This window comes from Peribacillus sp. YIM B13472 (assembly GCF_042788005.1).
In the GTDB taxonomy this organism is placed as follows: domain Bacteria; phylum Bacillota; class Bacilli; order Bacillales; family DSM-1321; genus Peribacillus; species Peribacillus simplex_E.
Genome location: NZ_JBHZPG010000011.1, coordinates 1 through 19,060, shown reverse-complemented (window position 1 = coordinate 19,060; position 19,060 = coordinate 1). Strand labels below are relative to the sequence as shown.

General features: G+C 43.5%; 16 protein-coding genes. 7 read left to right on the top strand and 9 right to left on the bottom strand.

The features are described 5' to 3' along the window. Positions 1-12: 12 nt before the first annotated feature. A complete protein-coding gene (locus tag ACFX4I_RS11020; protein WP_377420585.1) occupies positions 13-945 on the top strand; it encodes a catalase family peroxidase in 933 nt (310 codons plus the stop codon). 283 nt (positions 946-1,228) lie between these two features. On the opposite strand, the gene ACFX4I_RS11015 is transcribed toward ACFX4I_RS11020, so the two are convergent. Then, the gene (locus tag ACFX4I_RS11015) at positions 1,229-2,899 is read right to left on the bottom strand and encodes an ABC1 kinase family protein (RefSeq protein ID WP_377420583.1); all 1,671 of its coding nucleotides are present in this window, start codon (positions 2,897-2,899) and stop codon (positions 1,229-1,231) included. Between the two features lie 15 nt (positions 2,900-2,914). After that, complete coding sequence (locus ACFX4I_RS11010) at positions 2,915-3,217, bottom strand: phasin family protein (RefSeq protein ID WP_309519143.1); 303 nt, start codon at positions 3,215-3,217, stop codon at positions 2,915-2,917. A gap of 243 nt (positions 3,218-3,460) precedes the next feature. Between ACFX4I_RS11010 and ACFX4I_RS11005 the strand changes: the two genes are divergently transcribed. Beyond that, on the top strand, positions 3,461-4,210 hold the full coding sequence (locus ACFX4I_RS11005) for a glucose 1-dehydrogenase (protein ID WP_377420581.1): 750 nt from the start codon (positions 3,461-3,463) through the stop codon (positions 4,208-4,210). A gap of 1 nt (position 4,211) precedes the next feature. Here the strand turns inward: ACFX4I_RS11005 and ACFX4I_RS11000 are convergent, their stop codons facing one another. Further along, complete coding sequence (locus ACFX4I_RS11000; protein ID WP_054397303.1) at positions 4,212-4,442, bottom strand: hypothetical protein; 231 nt, start codon at positions 4,440-4,442, stop codon at positions 4,212-4,214. A 63-nt stretch (positions 4,443-4,505) separates the two neighbouring features. Further along, the gene (locus tag ACFX4I_RS10995; RefSeq protein ID WP_377420579.1) at positions 4,506-5,297 is read right to left on the bottom strand and encodes a TIGR00266 family protein; all 792 of its coding nucleotides are present in this window, start codon (positions 5,295-5,297) and stop codon (positions 4,506-4,508) included. Between the two features lie 190 nt (positions 5,298-5,487). On the opposite strand from ACFX4I_RS10995, the gene glpK reads away from it, so the two are divergent. Together glpK and ACFX4I_RS10985 are read left to right on the top strand one after the other, a co-directional pair. Continuing rightward, complete coding sequence (gene glpK / locus ACFX4I_RS10990) at positions 5,488-6,978, top strand: glycerol kinase GlpK (protein WP_377420577.1); 1,491 nt, start codon at positions 5,488-5,490, stop codon at positions 6,976-6,978. Positions 6,979-7,051: 73 nt separating this feature from the next. After that, positions 7,052-7,519, top strand: coding sequence for a CBS domain-containing protein (locus ACFX4I_RS10985; protein ID WP_230300989.1), 468 nt, complete (start codon positions 7,052-7,054; stop codon positions 7,517-7,519). Between the two features lie 54 nt (positions 7,520-7,573). On the opposite strand, the gene ACFX4I_RS10980 is transcribed toward ACFX4I_RS10985, so the two are convergent. From ACFX4I_RS10980 to ACFX4I_RS10970, 3 genes are all read right to left on the bottom strand, one after another. Further along, on the bottom strand, positions 7,574-9,688 hold the full coding sequence (locus tag ACFX4I_RS10980) for a peptidoglycan D,D-transpeptidase FtsI family protein (RefSeq protein ID WP_377420575.1): 2,115 nt from the start codon (positions 9,686-9,688) through the stop codon (positions 7,574-7,576). Positions 9,689-10,050: 362 nt separating this feature from the next. Further along, a complete protein-coding gene (locus ACFX4I_RS10975) occupies positions 10,051-10,404 on the bottom strand; it encodes a hypothetical protein (protein ID WP_377420573.1) in 354 nt (117 codons plus the stop codon). A 74-nt stretch (positions 10,405-10,478) separates the two neighbouring features. Further along, complete coding sequence (locus tag ACFX4I_RS10970) at positions 10,479-11,597, bottom strand: DUF2515 family protein (protein ID WP_377420571.1); 1,119 nt, start codon at positions 11,595-11,597, stop codon at positions 10,479-10,481. Positions 11,598-12,365: 768 nt separating this feature from the next. Here ACFX4I_RS10970 and ACFX4I_RS10965 point away from each other — a divergent pair. The 3 genes from ACFX4I_RS10965 (at position 12,366) to ACFX4I_RS10955 (ending at position 16,514) form a co-directional block, all read left to right on the top strand. Further along, complete coding sequence (locus ACFX4I_RS10965) at positions 12,366-14,117, top strand: ABC transporter ATP-binding protein (RefSeq protein ID WP_377420569.1); 1,752 nt, start codon at positions 12,366-12,368, stop codon at positions 14,115-14,117. Next, entirely contained in the window at positions 14,114-16,132 is a 2,019-nt protein-coding gene (locus tag ACFX4I_RS10960) for an ABC transporter ATP-binding protein (RefSeq protein WP_377420567.1), read from the top strand. The genes ACFX4I_RS10965 and ACFX4I_RS10960 overlap by 4 nt, the downstream gene beginning before the upstream one ends. 133 nt (positions 16,133-16,265) lie before the next feature. Beyond that, positions 16,266-16,514 carry a type B 50S ribosomal protein L31 gene (locus ACFX4I_RS10955; protein WP_061461980.1) on the top strand — a complete coding sequence of 83 codons (249 nt, stop codon included), beginning with the start codon at positions 16,266-16,268 and terminating at the stop codon, positions 16,512-16,514. A 112-nt stretch (positions 16,515-16,626) separates the two neighbouring features. On the opposite strand, the gene metC is transcribed toward ACFX4I_RS10955, so the two are convergent. Together metC and ACFX4I_RS10945 are read right to left on the bottom strand one after the other, a co-directional pair. Then, complete coding sequence (gene metC, locus ACFX4I_RS10950; RefSeq protein WP_377420565.1) at positions 16,627-17,808, bottom strand: cystathionine beta-lyase; 1,182 nt, start codon at positions 17,806-17,808, stop codon at positions 16,627-16,629. Then, positions 17,805-18,917, bottom strand: coding sequence for a methionine biosynthesis PLP-dependent protein (locus ACFX4I_RS10945; protein ID WP_230300981.1), 1,113 nt, complete (start codon positions 18,915-18,917; stop codon positions 17,805-17,807). Before ACFX4I_RS10945 ends, metC begins: the two co-directional genes overlap by 4 nt. Positions 18,918-19,060: the final 143 nt, after the last annotated feature.

The following is a 19,060-nucleotide window of genomic DNA, read 5'->3' as shown; positions in this document are numbered from 1 at the left end:
GGGTGAGGCATTATGGAGGGAACGGAAGACTATAAACCTGAACTAGCCAGAGAAGCAGTTAATGTGATTGAAAATGTAGCTGGAACACATCCTGGTTATCGGCGTGCGCATGCAAGGGGATATGTTTATGAGGGGGTTTTTACCCCAAACGGAAAAGCATCCCCATTAACGGTGGCTCCGCATCTTCAGGATGAAGCTGTGCCGGTGATCATTCGGTTTTCAAATAGCTCGCCTATTCCAAGCCATCCTGATGCCATTTCCCCTGTAAAGGGCATGGCCGTCAAGTTTCAATTGCCGAATGGAGAGGAATCAGATCTTATTACTGTGACCATTCCGTTATTCTTTGCGAAAACACCGGAAGCGTTTGTTGATATTGCTGACTTTTTCAAGTCTGTCAAAGAAGGTTTCCCCAATCTGAAAGAGCTTGCAAAAATCCTGTGGAAATACCCTGAAAGCAAGGCAAGCCTGCAAATGCTTAAAGAAATGCGTTCTCCAGCCAGTTTCTCAACGTGTCAATATTACTCCATTCATGCATTCTATTTCATTAATGCGGAAGGAAGGCGGCAGGCCATCAAGTACGAGTGGGTACCTGATGCCGGCCTTAGTATGCTAGAAAAAAAGGAGGTGGCCAAGCATTCGCCGGAGTATCTGGATGAAGAAATGGAAGAGAGGCTCAAGCAAGGTCCGGTGGGCTTTAAATTGAACATCCAAATAGGAGGGGAAAATGACCCTACTGACGATCCAACCACAGCTTGGTCGGAAGATAAACAGGTAATCACGATAGGGCATTTAATGATTTCCAGAAAATCGGCAGTGTTTAAAGATACTTTAATGTTTGATCCAACCAATATTCCTGAAGGAATCGAATGCTCGGAAGACCGAATCTTGCATTTTCGCCATAGTGCGTATGCCGTCTCTTATGAACGTCGGATAAATAACAAATGAATGAAATCAAGAAAAAAGGGAATTCCCTTACTATAAGGGTTCCCTTCAGACTGTTGGCGAACTTACTTTAAGAAACAAACTTCATTTCCTCGGACTGAGCCAAGCCTCATCAAAGCAAACGCCTGTGGGGTCTTGGCTAGCCAGTTATTCGGCAGGAGTGTCGCAAATTTCTTCAATTTTACAAGGGTCTCATTTATATAACAGTAAAAAAACATGAAGGAGAACCTAGTATGTTTTAAAAAATCATGGTTCGGAGACCAATCCGAACCCCTTTTTCTTATGTTTACATTTTTCCGGATCTGAATATGGTGTAGAGCATAAGTAAGAACATCAGGGTTGCAACGACAAATCCAATCTCGATAACCGGTATCTTCCATAGGATCAAGGTTTCCCCGCCTATTGCAGAGCCGATAATGAGACCGACCATGATTATGCTGAATGCTAGCAGGATAATACTGAAAGACAGCCGGTTCGAGATTTGATCAAGCTTATGTAAAAAAACTTGGAGTTCGGGAATGTTGATATCGAGCCGCAATTTCCCTTTTTTAATGATACCTGTCACTTCCCTGATATCCTTGGGCAATTCGGCAATGGCTTCAGCAGACTCGATGAATTGATTCCAGGCGTTCTTCGCAATGTTTTTGGGATTGTAGCGTTCCTTAAAAAGCCTTTCCCCAAAAGGTTCAGCTGCCTTCATAATGCTGAAATTCGGATCTAATCCTTCTACAATGGCCTCCATGGTAAGCAAAGCCTTGCCGAGCATCGTGAATTCGGGAGGGATTTGGACTTGATGCCGATTGGCAACCGTGAACAGGTCATTGACAGCTCCGCCTAAGCTGATTTGGCTCAATGGGATATCATAATATTTATTTCGCAGTTCATCGATATCCCCTCTTAATGGTGCCATGTCGATTTCGTCCGTCAGGAGGCCCATCTCTGAAAGCGTCTTGATCAATCCATTGGTGCTGCCTCGTTTCAGATTAATGACAAGCGAGGCGAATTGAAACTTCGTTTCTTCCTCCAGCCGTCCCACCATTCCGAAATCCATGAGTGCAACGACATTCCCGGGCAAAATGATGATATTGCCAGGGTGGGGATCGCCGTGGTAAAAGCCATCGATCAATATTTGCTGAAGCATGGAATTCGCTAATCTTTCCGCGATTTGCCGGCGATCATAACCTTCTTCATCAAGCTGTTTATAATGATTGATCTTAATTCCTTGAATGAAATCCATCGTCAGGACCCTTTTTGTGGAAAACTCCCAATGGATCCTTGGTACCTTAAACCCTTGATCATCGATGAATTGCTTGGCTATTCTTTCCCCGTTTCGTCCCTCGGAGTTATAATCGAGTTCTGCACGGAGTGATTTAGCGAATTCATCAATCATTTTTCTGATTTGGTAGCGTCTTGCCCAAGATATGCGTGCTTCCATTAGTCTTGCCAAATCATCGAGAATTTCCAAATCCGTTTCCACAGTCGGCAGGATATCGGGCCGCTGCACTTTGATTGCTACGACTTCCTGTGATGGAAGCCGTGCCGTATGGACCTGCCCAATCGAAGCGGTTGCAAGTGGGGTTTCATGAAATTCAAGAAAAATGTTTTCCAAAGAATCACCCAATTCGGCTTCGACAATTTTGCGAACCCTCTCAAATGGAAAGGGGGTGACCTGGTCCTGTAGCTTTTCAAGTTCGCGGACGATTTCGTCAGGAACGAAATCACGCCTCGTACTTGCAATCTGACCAAGTTTAATGAATGTAGGTCCCAAGCTTTGTAATATCGTATGCAGCCGCACTCCAATTGAGCGGAGGTTCAGGTTTTCATCGGGTTGGAGTTTCGATGCAGCTTTGCTCTCGGATAATCCCAGACGATAGATGAAGTAACCAAAACCATTTTTCAAGAAGGCATTAATGATTTCTTGGTAACGATGTGCGTGTTTCAGTCGCTTGCGAAACATTCAAGTACCTCCTGATTAGGATTGTATGTTTTGGTTCTGTTTTTCCAAAATCGCGATACGGCGTTCCAATTCCTGAACTTCTTCTTTAGTTGCCAAGTTTAGGCCATTGATCGCTTGGTTGACTTTGGCCATGACGGAAACATCCAGCTGCTTTTGGGCTTGTTCCCCTTTTTCGACCCATTGCTTAATAAGAACCTTGGAATCTTCTTTTGAGATATCGCCTTTTTTCACAAGAGAGTCCACTGCTTTTTCAATTTGCTCTTTTGTAGCAGCGGCAGCACCTAATCCTAAAGAAAACACATTTTTTAATAAGTCCATTTTTACATTCCTCCAATATAAATTTTCACACTGTAAGAAAGATAATGGCGGATGCCTTTCACCGTGGTTCATTCTTGTTGTTATTATCTATCATACATCACTTTAGGGCCGCTACAAAAATATAAGGGTCTGCAGATTTTTGATGATAAGGAAAAGGATTAGTTGATCAGTCGTGGAAATGTTTGAAGTGAAGCGAATTGGATATTATGATAGGGACAAATCTGTGAAAGTGGTGATGGAATAATGGGATTCGCAAATAAAACGGTGATTGTAACAGGCGCTTCGAATGGTATAGGGAGAGGCGTGGCAAAGGGATATGCAGAAAGCGGCGCTTCTGTCGTTCTCGCAGATTTGGACGAGCGTGAAGGTGTTCTGTATGTGGAAGAGCTCAAAAGTAACGGTCATGAAGCCATGTTCGTTAAAACGGATGTACGTAAGGAGGCTGACATCCAACATTTGATGGATGTAACTTTAAAAACATATAAGTCCATTGATATATTAATCAATAATGCAGGAAAGGCATTATTCAAATCGCTTTATGATCTGACGATTGAGGAATGGGACGATATGATGAATACGAATTTGCGCAGTGTTTTCCTTTGTTCCCGGGCAGCCACAGAATCGATGCGGAAAAATGAAAAGGGCGGTGCAATCATCAATATAGCATCAACCAGAGCGATAATGTCTGAGCCGGATTCGGAATCCTATGCCGCGACAAAAGGAGGGATCAAAGCACTGACACATGCACTTGCCGCTTCTTTAGGCAAAGAGAAAATTACGGTCAATTCGATTTCTCCGGGATGGATTGAAACGGGAGATTATGACTCGCTGAGGGATAAAGATCATCAGCAGCATTTTTCCAATCGGGTTGGCAAACCGGAAGACATTGCAAGGGCCTGTCTTTATTTGACGGCAACGGAAAATGATTTCGTTACAGGTGCGGATCTTATCGTGGATGGAGGCATGACAAGAAAAATGATGTACGAGGAGTAACTCATTTTTTCCGATAGAGATATTGCAGTTCAGTTCCGAGCTCACGGTTGAGCAGCTGTTCCATTTCTTCAAGCTCCTTTATGCCGATAGGGGCATCGGCAGCTGTCCAGTGAACGGTATAAACAAAATAGTAATCTCTTATTTTTCGGAAAATAACAGGCGAATTCGGGAATTGATCAAAAATTGCCCTGATATTATAGCGTCTCATGTAGGACCACTTAACAAGCTGCATGTAGCTACCCATCCTTTTCAAAAGAGATCAATGACTGCCAGGATGGCAGCCATTGGTCGGTTCTTATTTATCGTTGAATAAATTGAATAAGCCTCTAGCTACGCTGCCTTCTTCGGATGATCCTCCATTTTGCGGCGCTGCAGCAAATACACGGCTGGCAAGCCGGCTGAATGGCAATGATTGCACCCATACGGTTCCGGGTCCTTTTAATGTTGCAAAGAATAAACCTTCGCCCCCGAATAAAGCGGTTTTCACGCCTTTTACAGATTCAATATTATAATCTACCCCGCTAGTCATTGCCACTAAACATCCTGTATCGACGCGTAAAATCTCTCCTGCTGCCAATTCTTTTTTATGGATCGTACCGCCGGCATGAACGAAGGTCATTCCATCTCCTTCAAGTTTTTGCATGATGAAGCCTTCACCGCCAAAGAAGCCTGCCCCTATTTTTCTCTGAAACTCAATTCCGACCGAAACGCCTTTTGCTGCCGCCAGGAAAGCGTCTTTTTGACATATGATTTTCCCGCCGAGCTCGCTTAAATCCATCGGGATGATTTTACCTGGATAAGGCGAGGCGAATGAAACGTGTTTTTTATCTCGTCCTTCATTCGTAAAAGCCGTCATGAAAAGACTCTCACCAGTAAGGAGCCGTTTCCCGGCACCGAATAGCTTACCCATCATTCCGCTGTCGCCATTCGAAGACCCATCGCCAAAGATGGTTTCCATCTTGATTCGATCTTCCATCATCATTAAACTTCCAGCTTCGGCAATCACCGTTTCCCGAGGGTCCAATTCCACTTCAACAAACTGCATGTCATCTCCATATATTTTAAAATCTATTTCATGGTTATTCATTTTCCATTCCTCCTATCCGCCTTGTTTTCATTGTAAAAGATAAACTCTTAACCTGCCAATATTTTTCGTTTTCCGCCGTAATTTATATATTTTTTGTTTTCAAGGGTATATCTAGTAAAATGAAGAAAGAAAAACAGCATGACACTTAAGCTGAAATGAAACGTAATCTTAAGTGTAGGGGGAGACAACCATGGAGACTTACATATTATCATTGGACCAGGGAACGACAAGTTCGCGGGCCATTTTATTTAATAAAAGCGGGGAAGTCTTGCATATTGCGCAAAAGGAATTCACCCAATATTTTCCGAATCCTGGATGGGTGGAGCATAACGCCAATGAAATTTGGGGTTCCATTTTATCGGTAATCGCGTCCTGCCTTTCGGAAATGAATGTAAAGCCGGAACAAATCGCTGGAATTGGCATAACGAATCAACGGGAGACGACCGTGGTATGGGATAAGGAAACAGGTCTGCCTATCCATCATGCCATCGTCTGGCAATCCCGGCAGACAAGCGAAATTTGCACTCATTTGAAGGATGAGGGTCTCGATGACTTATTTTTGCAGAAAACCGGTTTGTTGATTGATGCTTATTTTTCCGGTACAAAGGTGAAATGGATTCTCGACCATGTAGATGGGGCACGGGAAAAGGCTGAAAACGGAGACTTATTGTTTGGTACGATCGATACGTGGCTGATATGGAAACTTTCGGGTGGTAAAGCACATATAACCGATTATTCGAATGCTTCAAGGACGCTGATGTATAACATTCATGACCTGAAGTGGGACGAAGAGCTGCTGGAAATCCTGCAAGTGCCGCAAACGATGCTCCCGGATGTTCGCTCTTCATCAGAGATATACGGGAAAACAGCGCCACACCATTTCTTTGGACACGAAATCCCGATTGCCGGAGCAGCTGGAGATCAACAGGCAGCTTTGTTCGGCCAAGAATGCTTTGAAAAAGGAATGGCCAAGAATACGTATGGCACCGGATGCTTTATGCTGATGAATACAGGAGAAAAGGCAGTGAAATCAGAGCATGGCCTGTTGACCACGATTGCATGGGGACTGAAAGGAAAAGTCGAATATGCCTTGGAAGGCAGTATTTTTGTCGCAGGTTCGGCCATACAATGGTTAAGGGATGGGCTGAAACTCTTGCATGATCCGAAAGACAGTGAAAAGTATGCTTTGCGGGTCACTTCAGCCGATGGAGTCTATGTAGTCCCCGCATTTGTTGGATTAGGCACCCCTTACTGGGATAGTGATGTCAGGGGAGCTGTATTCGGACTGACAAGGGGGACATCGAAGGAGCATTTCGTCCGGGCAACATTGGAAGCGTTAGCTTACCAGACAAAAGATGTCCTTAGCGCCATGGAAGTCGATTCAGGGATTAACCTAAAGTCATTGAGGGTCGATGGCGGGGTTGTCAAAAACAACTTCTTGATGGAATTTCAAAGCGGTCTCCTGAATGTCCCCGTCGAAAGACCGGTTATTAGTGAAACGACAGCGTTAGGCGCAGCGTATTTGGCTGGACTCGCTGTCGGGTATTGGGAAAGCCAGGAAGAGATTTCAAAGCTATGGGCCGCCGATAAGAAATTCGAACCTAAGATGGAAGAACAGGAACGGAAGGATTTATATACTGGCTGGAAAAAGGCAGTTCAGGCGGCAACGGTTTTTAAATAGAGTAAGTAAGGGTATTATTAGTAGAGGAGAGAGATGAATACAGAACGTCCAAACATAATAAAGGGGTGGTAATATGTTAGTTAAGGATTTCATGATAAGGGAAGTCTATGTAGCCCGTCCGAATTTTACATTAAAGGAAATTCTGCGAATCTTAATCGAAAATAAAGTGGGCGGGGTACCGGTCGTGGATGAACATGATAGGCTATTGGGAATGGTTACGGACGGGGATATCCTTCGTTATTTGACACCTGCAGAAGAAGCCATCATGGGGTATTTCACATACATTACGGTTCTTCCCGGTGAAGAATTGGATGAAAAGGTTACATCCAAAATGCATGATAAAGTCTCACAAATCATTAAAAATAAAAGGATAACAAAGCTTTCCCCCGAAGATCCGTTAGATGAATTGATAAAGGTCCTTTCCAAGCATCATTTCAAGAAAATCCCCGTCGTGGACAAAAATGATAAAGTCGTCGGCATCATCAGCAGAGGAGATGCACTTAGGGCTCTATATAAGGAATTCGTTCAAAAGCTCGAATAAATGGAGCATCAAAAAAGGCCTGCTCGTAATCGAGCAGGCCTTTTTTTGTAATTATCATTGAGTGCTTTCTACTGCCTTATCTGCATCAGATTCACCTTTTGCTCTTTTTTCCTTCAATTTAAAGTAGGCGTCCATTACGTCCCGCCCGATCCGTTTGTTAATATCATCAGAGGGCTTGCCTTGATACACCCATGGCACGACGACAGAGAATGCCACTTCCGGATTATTGTGAGGTGCATAACCTACAAGTGTCAGATTGATAGTCGGGACTGGCGCGCTATATTGATTCCTCCGCGGTCCATCGTAAAAGGCCTCGGCAGTCCCCGTTTTTGCTGCCGCACGGTAGGATTTGCCGCCGAAATATTTATATGCCGTCCCGCCTGGCTCCTGGGCAACCTGCCTGAATCCTTCCTGGACACGCTGGATCCAAACGTCTTTCCCACCTAAATCGTTTAACACTTTGGGACTCATTGTTTTAAAGACGCTGCCCAATTCATTGTGTTCGTTGGATGGATTCCTGATTTCCTTAACCATATGTGGCTCAAGCCTTTTTCCGCCATTTGCAATCGTCGAAACGTACTGTGCCAATTGCATTGGTGTATATGTATCATACTGGCCAATCGATAAATCCAGCAGTAATCCATCTGTAGACATGTCGACGCCTTTAAACCCTACGGATTCATTAGGCAGGTCGATGCCGGTACGGACACCCAAGCCGAATTGGGCATAATGATTCCGCATGATGGCATAAGCTTCCCGGTTGATTCCTAACGGTCGATGAGGGATATAATGACCGCCGGCAATTCTGATCGCCGTCATGAACATATAAACATTCGACGATTTTTTTAAAGCGGATACATCCGTTACATATCCTAAAGGGCTATAAGATTTTTTTGGTTCGGCACCAGCTAATAAAAGTGGATGGTCATGAAATGCTGACCCTGGTGCGATGGCTCCTGTCTGAAAGCCCGTGTAGACCGTAGCCCCTTTAACAGATGACCCCATCGTATAGGAGGTCGTAATGTTTCCAAGGGCGAAATCGTTCATTTCGGTCAATCCGGTTTTACTGTTGCGGCCGTATTGCCTGCCGGCCATCGTAATCACCTCGCCTGTATTCGGGTCCATTAAAACGACGAAGGCACGATCCAATAAGTAGGTATTTCCCCTAGCCTTAGTTCTGCGCAATTCATTTTCGATGATTTTTTCAACCTGTTGCTGCAGCTCCATATCAATTGTCAGGACCAAGTCTTTACCGCTTTGCCCTTCAGTGAGGGTATTCGTTTTGATGACTTCCCCTTTGCTCAGCACATTTTCAATCCGCGTCTTTTGACCGCGCAGGACATCTTCATATTGTTTTTCGATATAACTTTTTCCGACCCGGTCATTCCTGGTATAGTCGCGTGCCAGATAATAGTCAATATTTTCACTGGGAATGCCTTCTTCGGAAGAAGAGACCTTGCCAAGAACCGAGCGGAGGGTCTCATCATACTTATAGGTCCTTTCCCAATCCGTCGTTACGTCCACGCCTGGCATTTCATCCAAATGTTCGCTGACCCTGGCGAATTCCTTAGTGGTGACATCTTTATTCTTCACAATCGACGGTGCGAGGGCATAGCCGCTATTGAATTCCCGGAAGATGGCGATCACTTCCAATTCATCCTTGGAGAATTCATTGATATTCTCATCGGTTACCCGTTCCATTTGAAGTTTGTATAAATCTTTTTGCTCCAGTTTTTTTTCGATTACTTTCTTCTTCTCGGCCTTGGTAATCAAGGCATCGGCTTCTTTCGGATGTTTTAAAATCCAAAAATCCTTTTTATCCGGCAGGGTTACCTTTTTGGTATCTTTTTCTATCAAGGTAGCGAGGACCTCTGCCGTCTTCACCATATCGGCTGTTTTCGTATTCGGGTATTTCGTATAAGTGATGGCATTACGTGGCTCATTATCAACGACCGGATTCAAGTTACGGTCATACATCTTGCCACGGGGAACGGGGGTATTGGCCACATCGTTTTCCGTTCTGTCCACTTCTCGAAGGTAATCATCCCCATACACGATTTGGACGATACCAAGCCGGATGATTAGACTTGAAAACAAAATGAATATTAAAAAGAACATAAAGTTCAGTCGGAAAGGAATTGGGGTTTTTTTCTTTTTTTCTTTGGCCATCAGTAACATTCCTTTCTAGTAAAAGTAAAAAATAAGAAAATTCCTATCTCCAATGATATATAAAATTAACTTATTTTTCTAGGCTTTATCCGTAAATTTATCTATATTTCCAAAAGAATGTTTTGGAGCTATATAATTCCTAGTAATCTTATAATTGGGAAAATTGATATAAAGGCCAATGAGTCCGAAGGGGTTTTAATAGATAAAGAGAGGGCGAAGCGGCACGCGACAATCATGGGGAGAGATGTATATATGAGTCGCTCATGTAAAAAGGGGAGCTCACAAAGTAAATGAATGAACAATTAATGACTTTAATCTTTGGAGTCCATTCACAATGACTTTAGTACCATGATTTTTAAGCATTAATTTGCTTCATATTTCTTAACGGGAGTTTGAGTCGTGACGCTGATAATCTCTATGAAATATCCGCAAAGCTCAAGCCATTTTTCAGGGTATATATAGATGAAACGTTCGATCGTTTCCAGAGAGTGAAGCACCAGGCAATCGATTTGACCCGTTTTTTTATTTTGTAAATTGAGTAGAAGCTCATGCGGGATGGTGTAATAAGGATGGATTTGATACGGATTCAGTATGACCGGGGAAATATTCTTCTCTTCTATATACTTGTCCGTCATAATCTTTTGGATTGCAAAGCTTTCATTCGTATGTAAATCCCCGATTTTGTAATGTGGATTCAATAGTACAATGCCTCTCATTTGATTCACCCATTCTTTTTGCTAACCATTCTTACCAAATGGGGGATGGGATATTCAAAGTAAGAGGCTTTATGCTAGAAAATGGCTTTCATTCCGTTAAGGGTTTTCAGCTGCTTGACATTTTCGAGCACCTCGTTGGTCAGGTCCGCCTTTTTAATGATCGGTGTACTTCGTAAATCTTCTATGAAGCTTTCATTCGTGAACCAATCAAAAGAGTGGGGAGGAAAGAAAAGTTGATCTTCCCATGCATCATGTAGAGTGGGGCTGTAGACTTTATCATCTTTTGACGCGGATGCATCAGAGGTATATATGCTTCCCCAGTAATCCTCTCTGGAACCAGTGTGGGGAATCTCTTTTGTAAATTGGCCAACACCGCGAAAAACCGCCGGATGCTGAAAAAGAAGCCCATATAATATTTTCCCCGTTTCAATACGCTGTTTCGGGTCGGCAAAGCGTTCGACGGTAAGGCCTGTCAAGTTATGAAGTCCTTTTTGCTTGTTTGCATAAGGAAAGATCACTTTCATGAAGCCTAAGTACTCCTGAAGCTGAAAATCAAGCCTGCGGAGGATTTCACCATGACGGGTGCGCTTTAAGATCCTTTCCTGAAGCATTCTTTGTTCATTAATGATGAGGGCCGTTGTCAAAAGGGGTGAATGGGGATCTTCGATGAAAGATTCCCAAATCGGGGCCATGAATCTTGAAATGCGGAATACTGGTAAATACCTTCTTAGCGGAAGTTCATTTTGTTTAGAATGTTCATATAAAAGAAGCTGGGGGAAGGCATCTGCAAATATGGCTGAATTGGCGCGCTCAAGGAACAGGAAAAATTTCTGCCGTTCGGCTCTGTCAAGGAGATGGGTCATGGTTGAACTTTTCAAGTCAGTCATATGGTATCCTCCATTCCTCGAAACCATATGTGCTAAAAAGGCCCAATGAATCTCTGGATTACGATTGTAAAAGGCAAGATATGCTTGTGTTCTTGTAATATTGTTCCGGTTCAAGGCAGCCGTCTCGGTTCGAATGCTTTTTATAAGGGAGGTTTCCTCAGGAAAAAAAGCTTTTGACTCATCAAAAGGCTGAAAGAGCTCTTTTTGTAAACGGGATTTTAGCGTGTCATATCTTTCAGCATCGCTGATGGGTTTTGTTTTGACAGGGTGTTTGCCCATCAGCTTCTGCAAATATTGGGAAAGCATACAATCACCACGAATGTTTTTCGATCATTATATGCAGAGCCGTCAAGAAAGGGGCGTTGCATTTGCAACGCCCTAAAGGTGATGTCATCAATTATTTTTCTTCTTCTTTTCCCAGTACAATAAAATATAATAAACTATCCAGAAAAGAAACACAGGAATGAAGGTTAAAAATCTATATTGGACCGGTACGGCAAATAAGATGAAAATGGATGAAAATAAAAAGGGAACCGCTAGGAGTATATATTTTCTCCATTGCATATGCTGAACCTCCTTAGGTTACGTCATCCTTATAAGAATAAAGGATTATCCAGCAATAATCTAGAAAAGTCGCAATTGACAAAAATATGTAAACGTAGTAATCTTTAAACGTAAGTTAAATATTACCAATAATTATTAAAAAAAGGAGGCGAACGTCATGACTAAATCAGTTAAGCACAGTGATGTCACAATTGAATATCATACGTCCTCCTGCCCTGGGACCTTGTCTTTCTAGACAAAGGATTCAAAGTGTTCATTGATCATTTTAAAGCGCAGGTGTGGAGTTTTTGCGGCCTGCGCTTTTATATGTGTTATTACGCATCTAAAAAAAGCTTCCGCTAATTGGCGGGGGCTTTTTGGCATTTGGGGTAAAGGTGCATTAGCATCCTTTCCATATAAAAGATAGGAGGAATTTTAAATGAGACGAAAGACATTGGAAATCTTATTGCAGCCCGGAGATCCAGAAAGCGGTTAGCGAGTGAAAGGTTTGAACAAAAGGGAGGGGAATTCATGTTTGCGATTTTTAAAAAGCTGTCCTGGTTCTTTAAAGAACAGTGGCGGCGTTATACCTTGGCGATTTTATTTCTGTGTCTGGTGAATATCCTGGAGGTTATCCCGCCAAAACTCGTCGGGAATGCCATCGATGATATGAACAATGGCAGCATGACACAGGAAGGGGTCATGAAATACGTTATTTATTTGCTCATGGTACTGAGCGGCAGTTACCTATTTGGTTACTTATGGAGTTATCTGTTATTCGGCGGCGGAAACCTGGTCGAACGAAAGCTAAGGTCCGGATTTATGGGCCATTTGCTGAAAATGACGCCGACGTTTTATGAAAAAAACCGTACAGGGGATTTAATGGCAAGGGCAACCAATGATTTAAAGGCAATATCCCTCACTGCGGGTTTTGGGATATTGACGCTCGTTGACTCGGTGCTGTTCACTATTACGGTTGTAGTCATGATGGGAGCCACGGTCAGCTGGCAGTTGACGATTGCGGCGGTGCTGCCGCTTCCGATCATGGCAGTGATGATGCAAATTTACGTGAAGAAAATTTACAAGCGTTTTACGGATGCACAAGCAGCCTTTGGTACTTTAAATGACAAGGTCCTGGAATCCATTTCGGGTGTCCGTGTTATCCGGGCCTATGTCCAGGAACGGGAAGATGAAAAGCGATTTGATGAAATGACAGAGGATGTATATCGCAAAAATCTAGCCGTGGCAAGAATCGACGCCCTCTTTGATCCGACAATCAGCATTATCATCGGCATCAGTTATTTAATCGGGTTGGGCTACGGGGCTTATCTTGTGTTTCAACAGGCCATAACGCTTGGCGGACTTGTTTCGTTCAATGTGTACCTAGGCATGTTAATTTGGCCGATGATAGCGGTGGGTGAGCTGATCAATGTCATGCAAAGGGGAAATGCTTCGCTAGATCGTGTTCAGGATACCCTTTCATATGAAGCGGATGTGAAAAATTCATTGGGTCTGAAGAGTATTCAAAAACCGGGAAATCTCCATTTCAATTCAGTGTATTTTACATACCCTTCCTCAACGGTTGTGAATCTATCCAATATTTCCGTTCAGCTTGAGCGGGGTCAAACATTGGGGATAGTGGGGAAAACGGGAAGTGGAAAAACGACATTCGTGAAGCAATTGCTGCGGGAATATCCTTTAGGAACAGGTGAAATCGCTTTTGCAGGCATGCCGCTGGAGCAACTGAAACTTGAAGATATTCGTAAATGGATCGGCTACGTTCCACAGGACCATTTTTTATTCTCGAAATCTGTTAGGGAAAATATCTTATTCGGTAAAATGGATGCAACGGAAGAGGAACTGGCTGAAGCTATCCGGCTTGCGGATTTTGAGAAGGACTTAATGATGCTGCCCAACCGTCTTGAGACACTCGTCGGTGAGAAGGGTGTCGCGCTATCTGGAGGTCAAAAGCAGAGAATCTCGATTGCCAGGGCACTGATCAAAAATCCGGAAATCCTTATATTGGATGATTCCTTATCCGCTGTAGATGCAAAAACGGAAACGACAATCATCGAAAATATCCAAAATGAACGTGCAGGGAAAACGACGATCATCACAACCCATCGCTTGTCAGCCGTTCAGCACGCGGACAGAATTATCGTGTTGGACAGCGGAGAGATCATCGAAGAGGGGACTCATGCGGATTTACTGCTGAAGGATGGCTGGTATAGAGAGCAATATGAACGACAGCAGGTTGACGAAGGGACGGAGGTGAAGGCATGAAAATCGTAAAGAGACTTTTAAATTATGCTGCCTTTTATAAAAAATTGATCATTGGCGCCCTGATCATGCTGGCACTTTCGGTAGCGGCCGATTTAACAGGTCCTTTCGTTGCCAAGAAAATCATCGATTCACATATACTTGGCATTGAATCTACCTGGTATGAAGCGGGTAAAGGAAAAGATGCTGTTAAGTATGATGGAAATTGGTATAAACGGGCTGATTACTTTGCAAAAGGTGAGAAGAAAGGTAGGGAAGTCCATGTTCTGCAGGTTGGCAATCAATTTGTCTTCGTAAATGAAGCAGTCCCTATCGAGGGGCGCAGAACCTTTGAGAACCAATCATTGATCATCAAGAAAGACGGGAAAGAGCAACGTGCGCAAGCAGTGAAATTGACAAGTCAGGAAGTTATGCGGTTTTACCAACCGGAAATTCCGCGGATCATTAAGCTTGTGGCTTTTTATTTTAGTCTTGTCATCCTTTCCTCCATTTTTCAATATGGGCAGAGTTTTTATTTACAGAAAGCGGCGAACCGAATCATACAGAAGATGCGAAATGATATTTTTACTCATATTTCCCGTCTGCCGATACGTTATTTCGATAATATGCCAGCGGGTAAAGTTGTAGCCAGGGTCACTAATGATACGGAAGCGATCCGGGAATTATATGTAACCGTGCTCGCCAATTTCTTCTCGAGTACGATTAATATTTTCGGGGTTCTAATTGCTTTATATATTCTGGATCCACGAGTCGGTACCATTGGTCTTTTACTTATTCCGATCATCGTTATCTGGACGATGGTATACCGTAAATTCGCCTCGAAGTATAATCACATCATTCGGGAACGGGTCAGCGATATTAATGGGATGATTAATGAATCCATTTCTGGAATGAGCATCATCCAGGCATTTGGGCGTGAAAGGGAGACGAAGCAATCTTTTGAAAATCTGAACCGGGAGCATTATTCCTATCAAAATAAAATGCTCCATTTGAATTCATTGACGGGCGGAAACTTGATTGGTGTCATTAAGGTTTTGGCGCTAATGGCATTCGTCTGGTATTTCGGCGGGATTTCCCTTACAGCGAGTTCAGCCATTTCTTTAGGGATGATGTATGCAATTGTTGATTTGATCAGCCGCCTGCTTCATCCGCTTCACGGAATCGTCAATCAGTTCGCTAACCTTGAACAGGCACTTGTTGCAGGGGAGCGGGCATTCAGTTTATTGGATGAGCAGGGAGTGGCAGTCAGTGATGAAAACATGTCCAGATACAAAGGAAATGTGCAATTCGAAAATGTTTCTTTTGGTTATAAAGATAATGAATATGTGTTAAGGGATATTTCCTTCTCCGCTAAACAAGGGGAAACAGTCGCTTTAGTTGGCCATACTGGGTCAGGAAAAAGTTCCATAATGAATTTATTGTTCCGTTTTTATGACAGTAGTGAAGGTCAAATCAAAATTGATGGCACGAATATATTGGATATCCCCCATCAGACGCTTAGGGAGCATATGGGAATCGTCCTTCAGGATCCCTATTTATTTACTGGCACCATCGCTTCCAATATCAGTCTGAATCATAAAGGGATCACAAGGGAAATGGTTAAAAAATCATTAAGAGATGTAGGGGGGGACAAAGTGCTGAAGCATCTTCCTTTAGGGTTGGATGAACCCGTGATAGAAAAAGGAGGAACGTTGTCATCCGGACAGCGGCAGCTAATCTCTTTTGCACGTGCTCTTGCATTCAATCCGGCGATATTGATTCTGGATGAAGCGACAGCAAGCATCGACACTGAAACCGAGGCAATTATCCAGGAGGGAATGGAAGTGCTGAAAAAAGGGAGAACGACCTTCATCATTGCACATAGACTTTCCACGATAAAAAATGCCGACCAAATTCTTGTACTGGATAAAGGGCGGATTGCCGAGCTTGGTACACATGAAGAATTAATGGAGTTAAAAGGGAAGTATTATCAAATGTATGAACTGCAGGCTGGTCCGCATAAAGGCATGGCTGGCTGAACACCCGAATAAGGTTGGATAATCAAGATCAAACTATAATGAGGGTGCCGTAATCGGCCCCTTCAAGCAAAATTTTCGATAATAGTAATCATTACGTTTAAGATATACCTATACAGACGATGAGGTGATTATAGTGAAACAAGAAATTCATCCCGATTATCGACAAGTGGTGTTCATGGATACCAACAGTGGGTATAAATTTTTGACAGGCTCCACGAAAACGTCAAATGAAACGATTGAGTGGGAAGACGGTCAAACGTATCCATTATTAAAAGTGGAAATCAGTTCAGATACGCACCCCTTTTATACCGGGAAGCAGAAGTTTGCTGAAAAAGGCGGACGGGTGGATCGCTTCCTGGATAAATATAATATGAAGAAATGAGAGTCAGGCCATCGGGAAATCGATGGTCTTTTTTTATGACTGGGTTGAAAAAGAGTTAATAATGATACTAAGAAAAAGGGTGCCCATAGTATATGAGGCACCCATCCTGAAATCATTTTGTAGCAATCGCTTCCCCTTTGGCAATATTAACGAGGGCTGCATCGAAGTCCTTTATTAAATCGTCCGGATTTTCAAGTCCGACAGAGAGGCGGAGCAAGCTGTTCGTTATGCCTCGCTTTTCCCTCTCATCATCAGGCATGGCAGCATGGGACATTTTGGCCGGGTAGGATAATATAGATTCGACCGCTCCAAGGCTTACGGCAAAAACAGGGAGCTCGACAGTGTTCACGAAAGAACGGAAGACTTCCTCACTTTCCAATTCAAATGATAGCACCGCCCCCGCTCCAAGTGACTGGCCTTTCTGGATGGCGTGCTGTGGATGATCGGAAAGGCCGGGATAATACACTTTTTTCACCAAGGGCTGCTGCTTTAAGTAGGCTGCAATCTTTTCTGCCCCTTTTTGGGAGTGCTCCATTCTAACTGACAAGGTTTTCAGACCTCTCATTACAAGCCAGGCGTCCTGGACACCAAGAACCGCTCCAAAGGAGTTTTGGAGGGAACCGAGTCTTGCTGCCAATTCCGGATCTTTCACTACTGCAAGCCCAGCTACCACATCACTATGTCCGGATAAAAACTTCGTCGCGCTATGAAGGACAACATCAGCACCTAGATTCAGTGGTTTTTGCAATGCTGGAGTCAGGAATGTGTTATCAACAAAACTTAAGGCACCGGCTTTTTTTGCGATATCACATACGGCTTGAATATCGGTCACTTTAAGTAACGGATTTGAAGGCGTCTCAATGTATATGGCCCTGGTATTTGGCTGAACGGCCGCTTTGACGCTTTCAAGGTCCGTCATGTCAACGAAGGTATGCTCAATATTGAAACGCGTCAATACACTAGTGACCATCCTGAACGTTCCGCCATACACATCTTCGGAAATGACGATATGGTCTCCGGCAGACAACAGCAGGAAAGCTGTTGAAATGGCAGCCATACCTGATGAAAAGGCAAAGCCGTGTGTGCCTTCCTCAAGTTCGGCAATGATATCTTCCAGCGCCTCGCGAGTTGGGTTACCGCTTCTGCTGTAATCATATTTGCCGAATTGATCGATATCGGATTGATGGAAAGTCGATGCGTGCTGAATGGGAACGCTCACACCGCCCGTTGCTGGATCGAATTTATGTTGATTATGAAGTAATTTGGTCTCAAAGCTAAAATCATGATCTGTCATCGTAGTGCCTCCCTTTTTACATGTGCGAATGCTTGCTGTAAGTCCTGAATCAAATCATCGCTGTCCTCGATGCCAACAGAGAAGCGGAGCAGACGGTTACAAACCCCATTTGCCGTTCTGACTTCAAGCGGTATATCGGCATGCGTTTGTGTAGCGGGATAGGTGATGAAGCTTTCAACCCCTCCAAGGCTTTCTGCAAATGAAATTAATGAGAGCGATTGTAAAAATGGGTTGACCGCCGATTCATCAATGATACGGAATGAAATCATGCCGCCTCTGCCGGGATACAATACGTCCGTGACACAATCATGTTCCGACAAGTAATCTACAAGTATCTTGGCATTCTTTTCATGACGCTCCATCCGCAATGCCAAGGTTTTCATTCCACGCATCAACAGCCAAGAATCAAAGGGGCTCAAGACAGCTCCGGTACCATTATGATGGAAGGCAAGTGCATCACATAATTCAGCGCCGCTAGCAACGATCAGTCCGGCGAGCACATCATTATGACCACCGAGATACTTGGTTGCACTGTGAATCACGATATCCGCTCCAAGCAGGATGGGTTGTTGAATAAGAGGCGTGTAAAAAGTGTTATCAACGATTAACAATAAATTATATTGTTTGGCCAATGCGGCAACAGCGCTAATGTCCGTTTGCTGCATAAGGGGGTTAGTGGGAGTTTCGATGAAGATGGCTTTCGTGTGAGGAGTGATGGCTTTTTCGATATCCTCCAAACAACAAGTGTTTACATAGTCACACTGCAACCCCCATTTTTTAAAACCTTGTTCTAACAGACGATATGTACCGCCATAAAGATCTTCGCTGACAATCCATGCATCACCTGATTTAAAAAGGGCAAGGATAGTGGAAATGGCGGCCATTCCTGAACTGCAGGCATAACCTTGGTCGCCTTTTTCCAGATCGGCGATGGAACGCTCCAATAATTGGCGTGTTGGATTACCTGTCCTTGTGTAGTCGAATCCCGTCGATTGGCCAATTCCTTCATGGCGAAAAGCTGTTGAAAAGTATACCGGCGGATTGACTGTTCCTGTCGCCGTTTCGCTGCGATTTCCTAATTGAGCAAGATATGTTTCAGTTTTGTACATGGTTTTCACTGCTCCTTTGAGTTATATAAAATAAAAAAAAGTCTTCTTTAAGAAGAAGACTCAGACTGTAGACAAAAGGGGTTCGGAATTAAAAAATTCTGAAACCCTTTTGAAATTCCCTTTGAATTTTCGCCTAAAGTTAA